The organism is Pseudomonas sp. Pseusp15 (assembly GCF_059492165.1).
Window position 1 is genome coordinate 2,539,750 of the sequence record NZ_CP168523.1, and the last position, 21,068, is coordinate 2,560,817.

The 21,068-nt window shown below is 61.0% G+C and carries 7 protein-coding genes; 3 read left to right on the top strand and 4 right to left on the bottom strand.

Annotated elements, in window-relative coordinates; genetic code table 11:
• Positions 1–42: 42 nt before the first annotated feature.
• Both ACEN8R_RS11370 and ACEN8R_RS11375 read left to right on the top strand, forming a co-directional pair.
• Positions 43–7,920 (top strand): DUF5801 repeats-in-toxin domain-containing protein, encoded by a 7,878-nt coding sequence (locus tag ACEN8R_RS11370; protein ID WP_495624893.1) that lies wholly within the window; start codon positions 43–45, stop codon positions 7,918–7,920.
• A gap of 282 nt (positions 7,921–8,202) precedes the next feature.
• The gene (locus ACEN8R_RS11375) at positions 8,203–14,265 is read left to right on the top strand and encodes a DUF5801 repeats-in-toxin domain-containing protein (protein ID WP_018927966.1); all 6,063 of its coding nucleotides are present in this window, start codon (positions 8,203–8,205) and stop codon (positions 14,263–14,265) included.
• A gap of 115 nt (positions 14,266–14,380) precedes the next feature.
• Here ACEN8R_RS11375 and ACEN8R_RS11380 read toward each other — a convergent pair whose 3' ends face one another.
• From ACEN8R_RS11380 to ACEN8R_RS11395, 4 genes are all read right to left on the bottom strand, one after another.
• Positions 14,381–15,097: a response regulator transcription factor gene (locus ACEN8R_RS11380; protein ID WP_026286568.1), complete on the bottom strand. Its 717-nt coding sequence runs from the start codon at positions 15,095–15,097 to the stop codon at positions 14,381–14,383.
• A 623-nt stretch (positions 15,098–15,720) separates the two neighbouring features.
• Positions 15,721–17,100 carry a TolC family outer membrane protein gene (locus ACEN8R_RS11385; RefSeq protein ID WP_018927964.1) on the bottom strand — a complete coding sequence of 460 codons (1,380 nt, stop codon included), beginning with the start codon at positions 17,098–17,100 and terminating at the stop codon, positions 15,721–15,723.
• 2 nt (positions 17,101–17,102) lie between these two features.
• On the bottom strand, positions 17,103–18,416 hold the full coding sequence (locus ACEN8R_RS11390; RefSeq protein ID WP_018927963.1) for an HlyD family type I secretion periplasmic adaptor subunit: 1,314 nt from the start codon (positions 18,414–18,416) through the stop codon (positions 17,103–17,105).
• Positions 18,394–20,172, bottom strand: coding sequence for a type I secretion system permease/ATPase (locus tag ACEN8R_RS11395; RefSeq protein WP_026286567.1), 1,779 nt, complete (start codon positions 20,170–20,172; stop codon positions 18,394–18,396). Before ACEN8R_RS11395 ends, ACEN8R_RS11390 begins: the two co-directional genes overlap by 23 nt.
• A gap of 199 nt (positions 20,173–20,371) precedes the next feature.
• Between ACEN8R_RS11395 and ACEN8R_RS11400 the strand changes: the two genes are divergently transcribed.
• Positions 20,372–21,037, top strand: coding sequence for a class I SAM-dependent methyltransferase (locus ACEN8R_RS11400; protein ID WP_026286566.1), 666 nt, complete (start codon positions 20,372–20,374; stop codon positions 21,035–21,037).
• The last annotated feature ends 31 nt before the right edge of the window (positions 21,038–21,068 follow it).

The following is a 21,068-nucleotide window of genomic DNA, read 5'->3' on the forward strand; positions in this document are numbered from 1 at the left end:
AATGGTCAGGCCTCGATGACCGTAATTGCTCAGGAGAACGTCATGACTATTCGCGAGCAAAACTCATCGCTAACGAGCGATCCGACCTCCCTCAACTTAACGTCGATTACAGCCAACGCCCTGAGCGTGACGCCCGGCGCAAACGTTACGCTGGACGAAACGGCCGGGCTGCAGAACCTCACCGCCACGCCAAGCCCCGCGGGAGACGCTGACGACAACGACATTCTGCTGGCATCCCTGCCCTCGGCCTTCTCTACCCGTTTGACCGCACTGGGTGCAGGTACCGCAACGGGTGCGGCCTTGAGTGGCTATACCGGTGCCGTGGGCAACACGGGCAGCAATGCATTCACCCTCACCGACCCGTCCGGAGTTACCGATATCCGCTTCGTCGACAGTGCTGGCGCACCGCTCAATGGACTGGATAGCGGACTGGATACCCTCGATGGCACCAGCATCCTTCTCTATACCGATACGAACGACAACAACATCGTTGTGGGCCGAGCCGGGGCCGCAGATGGCGCGATCGTGTTCGCGGCCTATATTGAAGAAACCGGATCGCCAGTCTCGGGCGGCAAGATCTGGACCGTGGAATACCAACCGCTCAAGCATCCCGATGCGACGAACCCCGATGATTCGCTCAATCTGCAGGATAAGGTGTTCGTCGGAGTCAGTCAGGACCTGGGATTCAGCCTGGCCGGTGCGCCCTCCGGTCAGAACCTCTTCCTGATGTTCACGAAAGCGAACCCGACAACTGAAGTTATCAATGGTGTCACACGGATCACCGATCCCACCATCATCGCCACCGGTAAGGACCCTGCAGACCAGTCAAGTGGCGCCAACATAAACACCGGCGACACGATCAATACCAGCCAGGGCGGTGGGCCGACCACCATAGGCACCAACAACCAGATGATTGTGGAACAGGAAGGCATCCGCTTTTCGTTCGTCACCGGTGCCCGGCAGGATGTGACCGTTCCCAATCTTAGTCAGACCGAAGCTGATGTTGAGTCCAACATCGACTTTACCGGCGTCTACAATTCGACATCGGCCAATTTCGACGTCGTGCAGTTGCAAAGCGGCAAGAGTGCTGTGGTAAAAATCAGCGCATTCAATACCGCTGCTGAACCTGGCGCGAATTTCATCAACGGCTATGCGAATGACACGCTGGTGGCCATCACCAATGTTCAAGTCATCAACAATAGCACCGGGCTGGTAATCGAAAACTCCGACGGCTCGGTGAATGATCCGACCATCACCATCAGCTTTACGGGTGGGGTTGCAACACTCACCGGCATTAAAGCCGGCTACCAGATTGAATACACCACAACCTCAGATCACAACCGCGTGCTCATCGAGAACGGCGCGGCCCTAGACGCCAGGGGAGATAACCACGCCGACTTTGATATCGGCGGCTTCTCGCTGCGCAAAGCCTCTACCGCGACCGCTGAAATCGGCTCCAAGATGATCTTCGAAGACGACGGGCCGAGCGTCAGTGCGACCGGCACGGAGCCAACGCTGACAGTCGACGAAACGGTGCTGACCACCGACGCCACCCAGAACTTTGCCGCCAACTTCACCTCAGCGTTTGGCGCCGACGGTGCGGGTACGCTGACCTATGCGCTGGGCGTGGTCGCGGGTGCCTCCGGGCTGACCGACACGGCCACCGGTGAAGCCGTCAACCTGTCGCTCAACGGCACCGTGGTCGAAGGCCGCACCGCCACCACCAACCTGCTGGTGTTCACCGTCAGTGTCGCCGCCAACGGTGACGTCACTCTCGACCAGCAACGGGCCGTGGTGCATCCCGACGCGACCAATCCGGATGACTCGACCAGTCTGACCTCGGACAATCTGGTAACGCTGACCGCCACCATCACCGACAAGGATGGCGACAGCGCTCATGCGACCCTGAACATCGGCCAGAACCTGGTGTTCAAGGACGACGGACCGAGCATCAGCACCACTGGCACGGAGCCAACCCTGACGGTTGACGAAACAGTACTGACCACCGACGCCACCCAGAGCTTTGCAGCGAACTTCAGCTCGGCGTTTGGCGCCGACGGTGCGGGTACGCTGACCTATGCGTTGGGCGTAACTGCCGGCCCGTCGGGACTGACGGATACAGCCACCGGTGAAGCCGTCAACCTGTCACTCAACGGCAGCGTGGTCGAAGGCCGCACCGCCACCACCAACCTGCTGGTGTTCACCGTCAGTGTCGCCGCCAATGGTGACGTCACTCTCGACCAGCAACGGGCCGTGGTGCATCCCGACGCGACCAATCCGGATGACTCGACCAGTCTGACCTCGGACAATCTGGTAACGCTGACCGCCACCATCACCGACAAGGATGGCGACAGCGCTCATGCGACCCTGAACATCGGCCAGAACCTGGTGTTCAAGGACGACGGACCGAGCATCAGCACCACTGGCACGGAGCCAACCCTGACGGTTGACGAAACAGTACTGACCACCGACGCCACCCAGAGCTTTGCAGCGAACTTCAGCTCGGCGTTTGGCGCCGACGGTGCGGGTACGCTGACCTATGCGTTGGGCGTAACTGCCGGCCCGTCGGGACTGACGGATACAGCCACCGGTGAAGCCGTCAACCTGTCACTCAACGGCAGCGTGGTCGAAGGCCGCACCGCCACCACTAACCTGCTGGTGTTCACCGTCAGCGTGGCGGCTAATGGCGACGTCACCCTCGACCAGCAACGGGCCGTGGTGCATCCCGATCCAACCAATCCGGATGACTCGACCAGTCTGACCTCGGACAATCTGGTGACGCTGACCGCCACCATCACCGACAAGGATGGCGACAGCGCTCATGCGACCCTGAACATCGGCCAGAACCTGGTGTTCAAGGACGACGGACCGAGTATCAGCGCCACTGGCACGGAGCCAACGCTGACGGTCGACGAAACGGTACTGACCACCGACGCCACCCAGAGCTTTGCAGCGAACTTCAGCTCGGCGTTTGGCGCCGACGGTGCGGGTACGCTGACCTATGCGTTGGGCGTAACTGCCGGCCCGTCGGGACTGACGGATACAGCCACCGGTGAAGCGGTGAACCTGTCACTCAACGGCAGCGTAGTCGAAGGTCGCACGGCCACCACCAACCTGCTGGTGTTCACCGTCAGCGTGGCGGCTAATGGCGACGTCACCCTCGACCAGCAACGGGCGGTGGTGCATCCCGACCCTACCAATCCGGATGATTCGACCAGTCTGACCTCGGACAATCTGGTGACCCTGACCGCCACCATCACCGACAAGGATGGCGACAGTGCCCATGCCACGCTGAATATCGGCCAGAACCTGGTGTTCAAGGATGACGGACCGAGTATCAGCGCCACTGGCACGGAGCCAACCCTGACGGTCGACGAAACGGTACTGACCACCGACGCCACCCAGAGCTTTGCAGCGAACTTCAGCTCGGCGTTTGGCGCCGACGGTGCGGGTACGCTGACCTATGCGTTGGGCGTAACTGCCGGCCCGTCGGGACTGACGGATACAGCCACCGGTGAAGCGGTGAACCTGTCACTCAACGGCACCGTGGTCGAAGGCCGCACCGCCACCACCAACCTGCTGGTGTTCACCGTCAGCGTGGCGGCTAATGGCGACGTCACTCTCGACCAGCAACGGGCGGTGGTGCATCCCGATCCAACCAATCCGGATGATTCGACGAGTCTGACCTCGGACAATCTGGTGACGCTGACCGCCACCATCACCGACAAGGATGGCGACAGCGCTCATGCGACCCTGAACATCGGCCAGAACCTGGTGTTCAAGGACGACGGACCGAGCATCAGCACCACTGGCACGGAGCCAACCCTGACGGTTGACGAAACGGTACTGACGACCGACGCCACCCAGAGCTTTGCAGCGAACTTCAGCTCGGCGTTTGGCGCCGACGGTGCGGGTACGCTGACCTATGCGTTGGGCGTAACTGCCGGCCCGTCGGGACTGACGGATACAGCCACCGGTGAAGCGGTGAACCTGTCACTCAACGGCACCGTAGTCGAAGGCCGCACCGCCACCACCAACCTGCTGGTGTTCACCGTCAGTGTCGCCGCCAATGGTGACGTCACTCTCGACCAGCAACGGGCCGTGGTGCATCCCGACCCAACCAATCCGGATGATTCGACCAGTCTGACCTCGGACAATCTGGTGACGCTGACCGCCACCATCACCGACAAGGATGGCGACAGCGCTCATGCGACCCTGAACATCGGCCAGAACCTGGTGTTCAAGGACGACGGACCGAGCATCAGCACCACTGGCACGGAGCCAACCCTGACGGTTGACGAAACGGTACTGACGACCGACGCCACCCAGAATTTTACAGCTAACTTCAGCTCGGCATTTGGCGCCGATGGCGCGGGCACATTGACCTATGCCCTAGGCGTAGTCGCAGGCGGTTCCGGACTGACCGATACGGCCACCGGTGAAGCCGTCAACCTGTCACTCAACGGCACCGTGGTCGAAGGCCGCACCGCCACCACTAACCTGCTGGTGTTCACTGTCAGTGTCGCCGCCAACGGCGACGTCACCCTCGACCAGCAACGGGCGGTGGTGCATCCCGATCCAACCAATCCGGATGATTCGACGAGTCTGACCTCGGACAACCTGGTGACCCTGACGGCCACCATCACCGACAAGGACGGCGACAGCGCCCATGCCACCCTCAATATCGGGCAAAACCTGGTGTTCAAGGATGACGGACCGAGCATCAGCACCACCGGCACGGAGCCAACCCTGACGGTTGACGAAACGGTACTGACGACCGACGCCACCCAGAGCTTCGCGGCTAACTTCAGCTCGGCGTTTGGCGCCGACGGTGCGGGGACGCTGACCTATGCGCTGGGCGTGACTGCCGGCCCGTCGGGGCTGACGGATACAGCCACCGGTGAGGCGGTCAACCTGTCACTCAACGGCACCGTGGTCGAAGGCCGCACCGCCACCACTAACCTGCTGGTGTTCACTGTCAGTGTCGCCGCCAACGGCGACGTCACCCTCGACCAGCAACGGGCGGTGGTGCATCCCGATCCAACCAATCCGGATGATTCGACGAGTCTGACCTCGGACAACCTGGTGACCCTGACGGCCACCATCACCGACAAGGACGGCGACAGTGCCCATGCCACCCTCAACATCGGGCAGAACCTGGTGTTCAAGGACGACGGACCGAGCATCAGCACCACCGGCACCGAGCCAGTCCTGACGGTCGACGAAACGGTGCTGGCCACCAACGACACCCAGAGCTTTACCGCCAACTTCAGCTCGGCGTTTGGCGCTGACGGTGCGGGTACGTTGACCTATGCGTTGGGCGTGGTCGCGGGCGGTTCCGGACTGACCGATACCGCTACCGGCCAAGCGGTGAATTTGTCGCTTAACGGTACAGTCGTGGAAGGCCGCACGGCGATTAGCAACGATCTGGTATTCACCGTCAGCGTCGCCGCCAATGGTGACGTTACCCTCGATCAGATCCGCGCCGTGGTACATCCCGACCCAACCAATCCGGATGATTCGAAGACGCTGACCTCGGACAGTCTGGTGACCCTGACCGCCACCATCACCGACAAGGACGGCGACAGTGCCCATGCCACCCTCAACATCGGGCAGAACCTGGTGTTCAAGGATGACGGACCGAGCATCAGCACCACCGGCACGGAGCCAGTCCTGACGGTCGATGAAACGGTGCTGGCCACCAACGACACCCAGAGCTTTACCGCCAACTTCAGTTCGGCATTTGGCGCCGATGGGGCCGGCACGCTGACCTATGCACTGGGTGTGGTAGCGGGCGGCTCCGGGCTGACCGATACGGCCACCGGTGAAGCGGTCAACCTGTCGCTCAACGGCAGCGTGGTCGAAGGCCGCACGGCCATCACCAACCTGCTGGTGTTCACCGTCAGTGTCGCCGCCAACGGTGACGTCACTCTCGACCAGCAACGGGCCATAGTGCATCCAGACCCAACCAATCCGGATGATTCGAAGACGCTGACCTCGGACAATCTGGTGACCCTGACCGCAACCATCACCGACAAAGATGGCGACAGTGCCCATGCAACACTGAACATCGGCCAGAACCTGGTGTTCAAGGACGACGGGCCAAGCATCAGCACCACCGGCACGGAGCCAACCCTGACGGTTGACGAAACGGTACTGACCACCGACGCCACCCAGAGCTTTGCGGCGAACTTCACTTCGGCGTTTGGCGCCGACGGTGCCGGTACGCTGACTTATGCGCTGGGCGTGGTGGCCGGAGGCTCCGGACTGACGGATACAGCTACCGGCGAGGCGGTGAACCTGTCGCTCAACGGCGGCGTGGTGGAAGGCCGCACAGCCACTACCCACCTGCTGGTGTTCACCGTCAGCGTGGCCGCCAACGGTGACGTCACCCTCGACCAGCAACGGGCCGTGGTGCATCCCGATCCAACCAATCCGAATGATTCGACGAGTCTGACCTCGGACAATCTGGTGACCCTGACCGCCACCATCACCGACAAGGACGGCGACAGCGCCCATGCCTCGCTGAACATCGGCCAGAACCTGGTGTTCAAGGACGACGGTCCATCACTCGCGTTTGGCAACCTGATCGGGACCGGTAGCATCCTCCCACAACAGGGATACTGGGATCATTCAACCGGAGCCGACGGACTGGGGGCAGCAGGTCTGGATATTTCGTTGGTGAATAACCAATTCACCCTCGTCAGGCCAGACAACACGACCACCACCGGGACCGGCACGCTCACCGAGCAATCGCCCTCGCCGGATGTCAACGGCGCGTTCCACTTCGCAGGGACTCTGACCGGTGATTTCGACAACAACGCCGCCACCGCGAATACCAGCGTTGACTACACGCTGACCGCCTTTGCCAATGGCACCTATGCCCTGGACCTGGTGCAAGGTTTCAGTTCCGAGATCGTGCTCAGCAGCGCCGACGGTTCGCTCAGTGCCGGCGGCCCGGATCCGGTGCGCACATTGCTGATCCCGCCGCAGAATCCGCCGACTATTCCTTCGCCATCTGAGGAGATTGTGTTCTTTTCCGCGAAAGCAACGGCGTCGACTGCGGACATCCTGACCGGTATCGGGCTTGGAGCCCCCGACCCCACCGAAGCCCAGCTACAGACCAACCCCCTGCCGTCGTACATCGACCCGAGGGCCATGAACGTCAGCACGTCCGGCATCGGCATCGCCAATAACCTGTTCCAGGGAGACAACCTGGCGGCCATCAGCAATGCCGATGAAAGCTTCGTGATCAACCCGGAAAGCCTGCTGACGAGCATGAAGGTCTTCATCGACAACTCCGTGGGGGGTTACGACACGGCGACCGAGGACCTGTACTACAGGGCCTTCTACGAGGATGGCACGTTCTCGGCCCTCACCGAGGTGAACACCGTGACACCGGAGGCCGGTGGACAGGTGTCCTTCCTCATTCAGCAGCAGGGCACGAAGTTGATCGACGCTGTTCAGCTCACGATGGGCCGAGGCGAGATCAAGATCCCGACGATCGAGTTCACTCATGAGACCGAGAGCCTGGCCAGCGATGTCAAGCTGGCGTTCAACGCGACGCTGACAGACAAGGATGGGGACTCGGCGACGAGCACGTTCGACGCCAACCTGTTCGCCAACGACCTGGGCACCACCTTCGACTTCACGCTGGTGGGCACGAGTGGTGAGCGGGATGCCTTCAACATCGACTTGTCACTTCCTCAAAACAAGTACCAGATCACCGGCTTCGATGCGAGCGCAGGGCTGCGCGACACGCTGGTGCTCAACGGCGACCAGAACGCCGTTGTCCAGTCGATCGACAACAGCGGCGCCAACAGCGTCGTGACGGTTGCCGAAACGGGCGGACAAGTCACGACCATCACCTTGGTCGGGGTTGATGTTCTGAATACCGACATTGTCCATGGCAGCGCCTGAGGCAGCGCGTGCGTGAAAAGATGCGAGGGTGGTGGAAACCACCCTCGCATTTTTTTGCAGTGCCAATATCAGATCCGCACGGATCGCATTCGTTGTGAGCGCTCTAGCACCACAAGCCTTGAACACTGGCCCCCTGCGGCCAGGCCTGCGACGAGGACGACTAGTCTGAAACTCCCAGCCCGCGTGGGAGTTTCGGCTGATGCGTAATCCCCGGTGCTTCTCCATAGTCGACCAAAGGTCAACGGTCAGGCCTCGATGACCGCACTTGCTTTGGAGAAAATCATGGCTGCTATTGGCGAGCAAAATTCATCGCTAACGAGCGATCCTGCCCTCCTGTACATTCCGACCCTCGACTCAGTGGTGACAACATCGGTTACCACCAATGCCATGAGCGTCGTGGCCAGCGGCGCGAGCGTCACGCTGGACGAAACGGCCGGGTTGCAGAACGGCACTGCCACGCCAAGCCCTTTGGGAGACGCGGATGACAACGACATTGCGTTGGCGTCCCTGCCCTCGACTTTCTCTACCCGTTTGACCGCACTGGCAGCAGGTACCGCAACGGGTGCGGCCTTGAGCGGCTACACCGGTGCCGCAGGCAACACCGGCAGCAATGCGTTCAGCGTCACCGCTGACCCCGGAGCAAATATTACCGATATCAGTTTCGTCGACAGCGCCGGCGTACCGCTCAATGGCCTGGATAGCGGACTCGATACCCTCAATGGCACCAACATCCTTCTCTATACCGATACGAACAACAACATCCTTCTGGGCCGAGCCGGAAGCGCAACCGGCGCGATCGTGTTCGCAGCCTACATCGAAGAAACCGGATCGCCGGTCTCGGGCGGCAAGATCTGGACCGTGGAGTACCAACCGCTCAAGCATCCCGATGCGACGAACCCCGACGATGCAGTCAATCTGCTGAATAAGGTGTTCATCGGAGCCGGTCAAGACGCGGAGTTCAGTCTGGCCAATGCGCCGTCGGGCCAGCAGTTGTTCCTGATGTTCACGACCATGGGCGCGACGGCCGATGCGAACGGCCGGATTCCCGGTGTCTCGATCATCGTCACCGGCAGGGATCCGCTGGATCAGTCGGCAAGCAGTGCTGCCATCACCAGCGCCGACACGGTCAACAGCAGCCAGGGCGGCGGCAGCACAACCCTGGGCACCAACAACCAGGCGATCACCGAACAGGAAGGCCTGCGCTTCAGCTTCGTCAGCGGTGCCAAGGCGGACTTCACAATCCCCAACCTGACCCCGGGCGAAGCGGGTGTCGAACAGAACATCGACTTCACCCAGTACTTCGGCGCCCGCTCCGCGACCTTCAAGGTCGTGCAGGAGACGGGCGGCACGACTGCGAAGCTCTTGCTCACCGCCGTCAAGAACGCCGACAACATCAGCGGGTCGCAGAGCGGCGTCAACTTCATCAACAGCTACGCCAACGACAGCACCGAAAAGGTCGCGATCATCAACGGCAGTGTCACCGTCAAGACGTTCGCGGGCGCCACCGTCAGCGGCGTTGTCATCACCTACAACGCCGACGGCACGGTGCTGATCACCGGCGTTCCGACCGACTCGCAGATCACCTACAGCACGGCGACCGACCACAACCGCGTGATGATCGAGAACGCCGGGTTGCTGACCGACAAGAACGGCGACAAGACACACGCTGACTTCGACATTGGCGGCTTCAAGGTGCTGCAGTCCAGCACGTCAACCGCCGAAATCGGCTCCAAGATGATCTTCGAGGATGATGGGCCGAGCATCAGCACCACCGGCACGGAACCGACCCTGACGGTCGACGAAACGGTGCTGGCGACCAACGATACCAAGAGCTTTGCCGCCAACTTCACGTCGGCGTTTGGCGCTGATGGTGCCGGTACGCTGACCTATGCGCTGGGCGTGGTCGCCGGTGGCTCCGGGCTGACCGATACGGCCACCGGTGAAGCAGTCAACCTGTCGCTCAATGGCACGGTAGTGGAAGGCCGTACGGCCACCACCAACCAACTGGTATTCACGGTCAGCGTCGCCGCCAACGGCGACGTCACCCTCGACCAGATCCGCGCCGTGGTGCATCCCGATGCGACCAATCCGGATGATTCGAAGACGCTGACCTCGGACACCTTGGTGACGCTGACGGCAACCAAGACTGATGGGGACGGCGACAGTGTCCATGCCACCCTCAACATCGGCCAGAACCTGGTGTTCAAGGACGACGGACCGAGCATCAGCACCACCGGCACGGAACCGACCCTGACGGTCGACGAAACGGTGCTGGCGACCAACGACACCCAGAACTTTGCCGCGAACTTCACCTCGGCGTATGGCGCTGACGGGGCCGGCACGCTGACCTATGCGCTGGGCGTGGTGGTGGGAGCCTCAGGGCTGGTGGACACAGCCACGGGCGAGGCGGTGAACCTGTCGCTCAATGGCGGCGTGGTGGAAGGCCACACGGCCACCACCAACCTGCTGGTGTTCACCGTCAGTGTCGCCGCCAACGGTGACGTCACCCTGGACCAGATCCGGGCCGTGGTGCATCCCGATACCACCAATCCCGATGATTCGAAAACGCTGACCGCGGACAATCTGGTGACCCTGACGGCAACCAAAACCGACAAGGACGGCGACAGCGCCCAGGCCACCCTCAACATCGGCCAGAACCTGGTGTTCAAGGACGACGGGCCGAGCATCAGCACCACCGGCACCGAGCCGACGCTGACGGTCGATGAGACGGTGCTGGCGACCAACGATACCAAGAGCTTTGCCGCCAACTTCACCTCGGCGTTTGGCGCTGACGGTGCGGGTACGCTGACCTATGCCCTGGGCGTGGTGGCGGGAGGCTCCGGGCTGACCGACACCGCCACCGGCCAAGTGGTGAATTTGTCGGTTAACGGCGGCGTAGTGGAAGGCCGTACGGCCGCGAGCAACGAACTGGTGTTCACCGTCAGCGTCGCCGCCAACGGCGACGTCACCCTCGACCAACTCCGGGCCGTGGTGCATCCCAATACGACCAATCCGGATGATTCGAAAACGCTGACGTCGGACAGCCTGGTGACGCTGACGGCGACCAAGACCGACAAGGACGGCGACAGCGCCCAGGCCACCCTCAACATCGGCCAGAACCTGGTGTTCAAGGACGACGGGCCAAGTATCAGCACCACCGGTACGGAACCGACGCTGACGGTGGACGAAACGGTGTTGGCGACCAACGATACCAAGAGCTTTGCCGCCAACTTCACCTCGGCGTTTGGCGCCGACGGTGCCGGCACCCTGACCTATGCGCTGGGCGTGGTCGCGGGCGGCTCCGGGCTGACGGATACGGCCACGGGCCAGGCAGTCAACCTGTCGCTCAACGGCGGCGTGGTGGAAGGCCACACGGCGATTAGCAACGACCTGGTGTTCACGGTCAGTGTCGCCGCTAATGGCGACGTCACCCTCGACCAGATCCGCGCTGTGGTGCATTCCGTCACGACCAATCCCGATGACTCGACGAGCCTGACCTCGGACGATCTGGTGACCCTGACGGCGACCAAGACCGACAAGGACGGCGACAGCGCCCAGGCCACCCTCAACATCGGCCAGAACCTGGTGTTCAAGGATGACGGGCCAAGCATCAGCACCACCGGCACCGAGCCAACGCTGACGGTCGACGAAACGGTGCTGGCGACCAACGATACCAAGAGCTTTGCCGCCAACTTCACCTCATCGTTTGGCGCTGATGGCGCCGGCACGCTGACCTATGCCCTGGGCGTGGTCGCGGGAGGCTCAGGGCTGACCGATACGGCCACCGGTGAAGCGGTGAACCTGTCGCTCAACGGCGCAGTGGTCGAAGGTCGCACGGCCACCAGCAACCTGCTGGTGTTCACGGTCAGCGTCGCCGCCAATGGCGACGTCACCCTCGACCAGATCCGCGCCGTGATGCATCCCGACGCGACCAATCCGGATGATTCGAAGACCCTGACCTCAGACACCTTGGTGACGCTGACGGCGACCAAAACCGATGGGGACGGCGACAGCGCCCAGGCCACCCTCAACATCGGCCAGAACCTGGTGTTCAAGGATGACGCCCCCAGCATCAGCACCACCGGCACCGAGCCAATCCTGACGGTCGACGAAACGGTACTGGCGACCAACGATACCAAGAGCTTCGCCGCCAACTTCAGTTCGGCGTACGGCGCTGACGGGGCCGGCACCCTGACCTACGCACTGGGCGTGGTCGCGGGCGGCTCCGGGCTGGTGGACACGGCCACGGGCCAGGCGGTCAACCTGTCGCTCAACGGTGGCGTGGTCGAAGGCCACACGGCGATTAGCAACGATCTGGTATTCACGGTCAGCGTGGCCGCCAACGGCGACGTCACCCTCGACCAACTCCGGGCCGTGGTGCATCCCGTCACGACCAATCCCGATGATTCGAAGACCCTGACCGCGGACAACCTGGTAACCCTGACGGCGACCAAGACCGATAAGGACGGCGACAGCGCCCAGGCGAGCCTGAACATCGGACAAAACCTGGTGTTCAAGGACGACGGACCGAGCATCAGCACCACCGGCACGGAGCCGACACTGACGGTCGACGAGACGGTGCTGGCGACCAACGATACCAAGAGCTTCGCGGCTAACTTCACCTCCGCGTTTGGCGCCGATGGCGCCGGCACGCTGACCTATGCGTTGGGCGTGGTGGTGGGGGCCTCCGGGCTGACCGACACGGCCAGCGGCCAGGCGGTGAACCTGTCGCTCAACGGCGGCGTGGTCGAAGGCCGCACGGCCACCAGCAACTTGCTGGTGTTCACGGCCAGCGTCGCCGCCAATGGCGACGTCACCCTCGACCAGCTCCGTGCCGTGGTGCATCCCAACGCCAGCAATCCCGATGATTCGACGACGCTGTCGGCGGACAACCTGGTGACGCTGATAGCGACCAAGACCGATGGAGACGGCGACAGCGCCCAGGCGACCCTGAACATAGGGCAGAACCTGGTGTTCAAGGATGACGGCCCTACACTTGCCTTCGGCAACCTGATCGGGACCGGTAGTATCCTTCCACAAACAGGGTACTGGGATCACTCGAACGGAGCCGACGGGCTGGGTGCAACCGGGCTGGATATTTCGTTGGTGAATAACCAATTCACCCTCGTCCGGCCAGACAACACGACCACCACCGGCACCGGCACGCTCACCGAGCAGTCACCCTCACCGGATGCCAATGGCGCCTACCACTTCGCAGGCACGTTGACCGGCGATTTCGACAACAACGCCTCCACGGCAAATACCAGCGTCGACTACACGCTGACCGCCTATACCAATGGCAGCTACACACTGGACCTGGTGCAAGGTTTCAGTTCGACGATCGTGCTCAGCAGTGCCGACGGCTCGCTCAGTGCCGGCGGCCCGGATCCGGTACGCACCTTGCTGATCCCGGCGCAGAATCCGCCGACGATTCCTTCGCCATCCGAGGAGATTGTGTTCTTTTCCGCCAAGGCAACGGCGTCGCCTTCGGACATCCTTCCCGGTATCGGGGTCGGTAAACCCGACCCCACCGAAGCCCAGCTACAGACCACCCCGCTGCCGTCGTACATCGACCCGGCGGCCATGAACGTCAGCACGTCCGGCATCGGCGTCGGCAATAACCTTCTCCAGGGAGACAGCCTGGCGGCCATCAGCTCCGCCGATGAAAGTTTCGTGATCAATCCGGAAAGCCTGCTGACGGGGATGAAGATTTTCATCGACAACTCCGTGGGGGGGTACAACACGGCGACCGAGGACCTGTACTACCGGATCTACTACGAGAATGGCACGTTTTCGGCCCTCACCGAGGTGAACACTCTGACGCCAGAAGCCGGCGGACAAGTGTCCTTCCTCGTTCAAAAGGAAGGCTCGCTGCTGATTGACGCGGTTCAGCTCACGATGGGCCGAGGCGATGTCAAGATCCCGGTGATCCAGTTCATTCAGCAGACCGAGAACATGGCCAGTGATATCAAGCTGGCGTTCAACGCGACGCTGACGGACAAGGATGGGGACTCGGCGACGAGTGGTTTCAACGCCAACCTGTTCGCCAACGACTTGGGCACCACCTTCGACTTCACGCTGGCTGGCACGGCCGGTGTGCGGGATGCCTTCAACGTCGACTTGTCATTCACCCAGAACAAGTACCAGGTCACCGGCTTCGATGCGAGCGCAGGACTGCGCGACACACTGGTGCTCAACGGCGACCAGGGCTCCGTTGTGCAGTCGATCGACAACAGCGGCGCCAACAGCATCGTGACGATTGCCGAAACGGGTGGACAGATCACGACCATCACCTTGGTCGGGGTCGATCTCCTGAATACCGACATTGTCCATGGCAGCGCCTGAGGCAGCGCGCGTAAAAGAATGCGAGGGTGGTGAGAAACCACCCTCGCATGCCTTACAGGTCTGATATGAGGCTCACGAACGGCGACACAGTGACGGCTGGGCGCCCCGAAGAAATTCAGCGCAGTTGCACCCAAGTGGACTCGGGCGGTTCTTCGTTGTTGGTGAGCCCGTGCTTCTGTGCGTATATCAGCAAGTCGATCCGGTTAACGAGATTAAGCTTTTGATAAATGTTACTGAGGTGATTGTGCACGGTGTGCTCGCTGATACCCAGGCGCCCGGCGATGCACATGTATTTGGCAGACGGATCTCCCACGATGGCGCGAATCAGTTCCTTTTCACGCAGCGTCAGCCGCGCCTGTTTCGCCTGCTCCGAATTGCATTTCAAAGGTATATGCCCGGTCGCGGCATAGTCGGAAAGCCCACCGACCCAGGCTCTATCCAGCCCGATGTCGCGATGGTGGACCTGGATGATGGCTCGGATGATCGATTCCGTCGGGTCTTCCGCCAGCACGACGCCGCGTGCGCCCGCCTCTATCGCCTGGGCAACAGGGACGGTTTCGTACAGGCTCTTGAGCACCAGGACTTTCATTTCGGCGCTGCGGGCGAGCCCCGCGACGACCGCCAATGGGTTCAGCGCATCCGGAAAGAAACTGAAAAAAATGACATCGGGACGCAACTGATCGGCAAGATCCAGCGCTTTGGTATAGGTGGTGGCCTGCCCGCTCACTTCCATCTGAGGCTTGCGGGCATTGATCAAGTCTTGAAGGCCCATAAGAACAAGAGGACGACAGTCGATCAGCATCACGCTTATTGGTTTTATTTGGGTCGTCATTACCGTCCTGACTCCCTTGAAAAATGAACGATGGCCTCCACCCGTTGGCCTTCCTGGATCAGCAGCTCATTCACCTGTCCTTCACGATTGACGGACAGATACGAGCGCCGACAGGCCTTGACAGTGCCCGCCCGGGTATTAACCCTGGGGGACACTTCCACCCGTTGCACCGGCAGGGATTGCGGACGTTCCCAGAAGCCGGGCAAAAGCCATCGAAACAACAAAAATAGGAATAATCATCAATAGTTTGCGCTTGATGAAGTGCTCCTGCGAACCGCTCAACTGAGTCTAGGCCAGCCCGGCGCGCTGCCAGCCCAGCCATCCGCCAGTCGTCGACTCAGCCTCATGCGGATAGCCCGGCTGATGTTCCCAACGGTGCCATCTCCCCTAGAAAATCAAGGTCTTAGGCTCGCCACCGGCGACCTGCGGCTGAAGTCTGCCCCGATCAAAATCGTCAATTAACCGACGAGTGGCGTGCGGCAAAGTATGACAATAAAAACAGCGTCAATTTATCGGCGAAATCCGCCTAGCCGAGCCACCCACGAGCCGGCCCCAGGCCCGCGGGCAGGCACTGAAAAACCAGCCTGGCTGGAGGGTCTACAACGGCGGTATTGCTGGCAAGTTCAGGGGGATGTGAGTTTTTGACTGGAGCTGCGGGGGCTCAGCCAGGCATTGACGTTTTCGACACTCTCGACAGGCGGCTTGCCCGCCCAGCGATTGAGCGTGAAGACATTGGTGACGAAGTCGTATTGGGTCTTGAGCAGATCACGACGAGCCCGGAATTCGTTGCGTACACTGGTCAGTACATCGACGGCATTGACCATTCCGTAACTGAGTCCTTTCTCTGCCGCCACTCTGGACAGCTGTGCCGAGGCCAGGGCATGCCGGCTCGCACTGATCTTTTCTGCGCTCGAGTTGGCCGTCAGGTAAGCGGTGGTGATCTCCTTGACCACCTGGCGCTGGACTGCTTCCAGTTGCTGCTCCGCCACAATCTGATCCTGGTAGAGCCCCCGCACCCGCGCCGAGGTTGAACCACCGCTGTATATCGGCACTTGCACGCCAATACCGGCGACATAGCTGTCGGTACGCGGCGCCAGGGAGTTGTTGTAGCCCTCGTTGGTCTGTTGCGCGCTCAGAGACAGGCTCACGGTCGGATAGTGCCCGCCCTTGCCGCCGCGCAACGCAGCGCCTGCGGCCTCGACACCACTTTCGTTGGCCTTGAGCGCCGGGTTTTGCGCTATACCCTCGCGAACCCACGTTTCAAGACTCTGCGTCGACACCTGTAGTTGTACGTCATCGCGAATCCGGTTGAGCTTCTCCTTGACCGGCCGACCGACGATTTCCGCCAATGCCTCGCGGGTGATACTGGCCTGGTTCTGGGCATCCAGCTCCTGCGCCGCCAGCAAATCGACCCGGGCCTTGAGGTCGAGTTGATCGGTAATCATTGCCAGCTGCTTTTCGTACAACGCATTGACCCTGTCCAGGCTCTTTTGCGTGGTTTGACGCTCCGCCTTTACCAACTCCAGTTCATCCTCGGCCGCCAATGCGGCGAAGTAACGCTGGGCTAAATCCACTGTGGCCTCGGCCTGGGCCTCCTGCGCTTCTGATTCGGTTTGCTTGGCCAGGCTTTTGAATCTTTGGTAGTTCTCCCACGCGGCCTTGTTGTAAAGGTATTGACGCAGCACCAGGCTGTAGATTTCGCTATCGTAACTGCGCTGCACCAGGTCGCTCTCCTGATGAATCCGGTTCTGCCCGGCGTTGAGCGATACCTGTGGTAACAGCGAGCCCAGGGCCTCGCGTTGATGTTCCTCGCCCGCCTTCGCTCGCGCATACGAGGCCAACACTCGCGGATCTTCCAGCCGGGCCTCGCGATACAACTGCATGAGGTCAGTGGAGTACGTCGAGGCACTGACCCCGGTCGGCTTCGCTTCAGTGGTTTGCGCCAGAACGGCACCCGCGGCAAACATGAACGCCCCGCCCAGCAGAACTGTCGACGCTCGCATGATCACTCCTCGATCAACGCTTGAGAGATGACATTGCGGGCCGGCTGCAGAAGGTATTGCAACAGCGTGCGTTGCCCCGTGATGATCAACACGTCCGCAGGCATCCCTGGCAGTAATTTGCGATCACCCAAGGCGCGCACGCCGGCTTCGGTGACCCGGACCCGCGCCAGGTAATAGGGAGTCCCGGTCTTTTCGTTGACCAGCCGGTCCGCCGAGACACTGATGACCTCGCCCTGGATCACCGGCGTGGTCGCACTGTTGAACGCGCCGAAACGGATATCGGCACGCTTGCCGATGGCGATGCGATCGATATCGACCGGCGCCACCTGGGCCTCTATGACCAGTTCAGAAACCGAGGGAACGATGTCCAGCAAAGGCGTCGCCGAGCGCACGACGCCGCCAATCGTGTGCACCGTCATGCCAATCACCATGCCCGATTCGGGTGCGCGGATGATGATATGGCTGAGCCGGTCCTCCAGGGCGGAAGCCTTCTCTTGCAGGTCGTAGATTTTAGTCTGGACATCGGCCAATTGTTTGGCGACATCGGCATTGAAGTCTTTATCGACTTGTAGAATCTGCAGCTGTGTTTCGTTGATCTGCAGGCGCGTCCTGGTGATGGTCGAACGATGGTCGGCCAATTCGGACTTGACCATTTCAAGCTTGCGCTGCTGCTCAAGCAGGCGTTGTTTGTCGACGAACCCTTGTGACAACATGTCTGTCAATTCAACGATTTCACCGCTGTAGGATTTATTCAGTTGGCTCTTGACCCCGATCATCGCCTCCAGCCCCTTGATCTGTTGATTCAACTGACCAATGCGCTCTTGCAGCACCGATATCTGGCCCAACCGTGACCCCCGTCGTGCGTTGAATACCTGGGTCTCGCCCTGGCGCGCCTCGGCACCTCGCAGACTGTCGGCATCGGTCATGACGTCAAAGCCAATGACTGGCAGATTGTCCCGCTCAGCCTTGAGTCTTGCCTCCATGGCTCTGGCGGCAATGAGCTGGCTTCGGGTCATCTCGTATTCGGATCGCAGCTGGGCATCATCGAGAATAATCAGCGGGTCATCCTGCTTGACGATGTCACCGTCATGGGCCAACACCTCTTTGACGATGCCACCTTCGAGGTGTTGTACCGTTTTCCGATAAGCCTGCACGGTGACCACACCAGGCGCGTAAGCCGCGCCATCGATCGGTGCGACCGCCGCCCAGGTGCCGAACACCCCGAAGGTCATCAATAGAATGCCAAAACCCAGGCGACGGATCTTTCGATCAGAGACCGCCAGGTCGGCGAAGTTATCTGTTTGACGACTGAGCATCGTACTGTTCATCGGCATCACCCTTGCGAGTAGCCACCGAAGCCACGCTTGCGCCTGCTTGCGTGGCGTGCTTTTGTGCCCGCTGCGCGAGTTCGGCCAGCACTTGTTCGCGTGGTCCATAGAGACTGATGGCGCCATCACTCATCACCATCAGCCGGTCAAGTTGGGACACAATGTTGGTTCGGTGGGTAATCACAAAAACGGTTGCACCTGTCAGCTTGAGCTGCTGGATGGCCACCGCCAGGGCACGATCACCGACTTCGTCGAGATTGGAATTGGGCTCGTCGAGGATAATCAGCCGCGGGTTGCCATACAGGGCACGGGCCAGGCCGATGCGTTGGCGCTGCCCTCCCGACAGCATGACGCCATCGCTGCCAATGACGGTGTCATAGCCATCGGGCAACAGCAGAATCATTTCGTGAACCCCGGCGGACTTGGCCGCCAGAACGACTTTCTCGGAGTCGACCTCGGCGAAGCGGGCAATGTTCTCGCTGACGCTGCCTTCGAATAATTCAATGTCCTGGGGCAAGTAACCTATGTACGGCCCAAGTTCATGTTTGTCCCACGCACAGATGTCCGCGCCATCGAGCCGGACCACCCCATGCTGCGGCGCCCACACCCCCATCAGTGCCCTGGCCAGGGTGGACTTGCCCGCGGCACTTGGACCGATGATTCCGACAATGCAGCCGGCAGGTACGCTGAAACTTATGTTTTTGATGATCGGGGTTTTCGAGCCAGGTGCCGCGACGATCAGATTCTCCACCTGCACATGCCCCTGAGGCGCAGGCAGTGTCATACGCTCGGGCTGAGCCAGCTGTTTATCGAGGATGTCGTTGAGACGGCGGTACTGCGAGCGGGCCGCAATAAAGCCCTTCCAGCTGCCGATGATCAGATCGATGGGGGCCAAGGCGCGCCCTAGCAGCACGGACCCGGCAAACACCATGCCTGGCCCCACCTGGTGATCCACGGTCAGGTACGCCCCCAGCCCCAGGATCAGCGATTGCACCAGGATCCGGAAGGACCTGGAAAGCGTGCTGATGATGCCACCTCTATCACTCGCCCCGGACTGCAGCATCAGGACATGTCTTTGGCGACGCCCCCACCGGTCCATCAGGGTTTCAAGCATGCCCATGGACTCGATGACTTCAGCGTTGCGCAGATTTTTCGTGGTGTGGAGCGTCGCGCTGATATGTTCCTTGTTAGCCTGGGCAAGTGCCGGCCCCGTCAACCTCTCATTGAGAAACGCGAGAAATAACAACAACAACGCACTGCCCACCGCTACCCAGCCATACCAGGGATGGAACATGAACATCACAGCGATATAGATAGGCAACCAGGGCGCATCGAAAAAGGCGAACAATCCATTACCGGAGAGGAACTGTCTCAAGCCCGTCAAGTCGTTGAGCGACTGGGCCGAGGCATCCATGCCGCCACTTTCCAGCGCCCGTTTGAAACTGGCCTTATAGACCTGGCGACTCAGCAACACATCCAGCCGGGTACTGACCCGAACCATGATGCGTGAACGCACCCATTCCAGGGAACCGAGTGTTACCACCAACCCGGTCATGATCAGCGTCAGCATCGCCAGGGTGGTCAGACTTCCGCTGGTGACCACTCGTCCATACACCTGAAGCATATAGAAGGTAGGAACGAGCATCAGCGCGTTGATGAAAAAGCTGAAAAAGCCAACAGAAACAAAGCTGTCTCTACAGGCTTTCAACGCTATTTTCAGACTGTTTTCAGGTGTGTTTCGCATGGAAACCCCTGCTCGGAAAGTCATACCTTGAGGAGCTTAGATCATGCCGAACGACTGTGCGCAGCCGTTGGCCAGATCGCCCCGGACAACGGGTTTCACCCCCGTTTTCGACTGGATGCAAGTAAAGCGTCACCGACAAGATCCGTTCCGCCAGTACTTGTCCTATCCTTCCCTCCAACCCATCACTGCGGACATCGAAATGCCCAGCCCCGAATCCACCCTCCTCCAGAGCTGGCACCACAACGCCAAGCCCTGGATCGAGGCTATCCGCACCGGCACCATCGAAAGCCGCCTCAAGGTCACCGACCAGGCAATCCTGCTGGCGATACTGGGCCGCCAACCCGAGCGCGTGCTCGACCTGGGCTGCGGCGAGGGCTGGCTGTTGCGGGCGCTGGCTGAAAGGGCCATCGAGGCGGTCGGTGTGGATGGCGATGCGACACTGGTCGAGGCAGCACGGGCGGCGGGCTCTTCGCGGGTGCATTTGGCGAGCTATGACGAGTTGGTAGAGGCGAAGGTGGACATCGGCAGCGACTACGACCTGATCTGCGCCAACTTCGCCCTGTTGCACCAGGACATCATCCCCCTGCTCGCCGCCATGAACGCCCTGCTCGCCCCCGGTGGCGCGCTGGTGATCCAGACGCTGCATCCGTGGACCGCGGCGGCGGGCGACTATCAGGACGGTTGGCGGGAAGAAACCTTCGCCGGGTTCAAGGGGCAGTGGCAACCCATGCCGTGGTACTCGCGCACCATGTCCAGTTGGCTCAACGCCCTGGACATGGCCGGTTTTCGGCTGGCCAGCCTGCAAGAGCCGCAGCACCCGCAAAGTCCGGTGCCGCAGTCGTTGTTGTTGGTGGCTGAGCGATAACGCTTTTACACCTGTCAACCTGGTCTGAGAT

What these genes read in the sequence shown, in the direction of transcription:
- ACEN8R_RS11370 (WP_495624893.1), top strand. Translation starts at nt 43, where the DNA reads ATGACTATTCGCGAGCAAAACTCATCGCTAACGAGCGATCCGACCTCC.
- ACEN8R_RS11375 (WP_018927966.1), top strand. Translation starts at nt 8,203, where the DNA reads ATGGCTGCTATTGGCGAGCAAAATTCATCGCTAACGAGCGATCCTGCC.
- ACEN8R_RS11380 (WP_026286568.1), bottom strand. Translation starts at nt 15,097, where the DNA reads ATGACGACCCAAATAAAACCAATAAGCGTGATGCTGATCGACTGTCGT.
- ACEN8R_RS11385 (WP_018927964.1), bottom strand. Translation starts at nt 17,100, where the DNA reads ATGCGAGCGTCGACAGTTCTGCTGGGCGGGGCGTTCATGTTTGCCGCG.
- ACEN8R_RS11390 (WP_018927963.1), bottom strand. Translation starts at nt 18,416, where the DNA reads ATGCTCAGTCGTCAAACAGATAACTTCGCCGACCTGGCGGTCTCTGAT.
- ACEN8R_RS11395 (WP_026286567.1), bottom strand. Translation starts at nt 20,172, where the DNA reads ATGCGAAACACACCTGAAAACAGTCTGAAAATAGCGTTGAAAGCCTGT.
- ACEN8R_RS11400 (WP_026286566.1), top strand. Translation starts at nt 20,372, where the DNA reads ATGCCCAGCCCCGAATCCACCCTCCTCCAGAGCTGGCACCACAACGCC.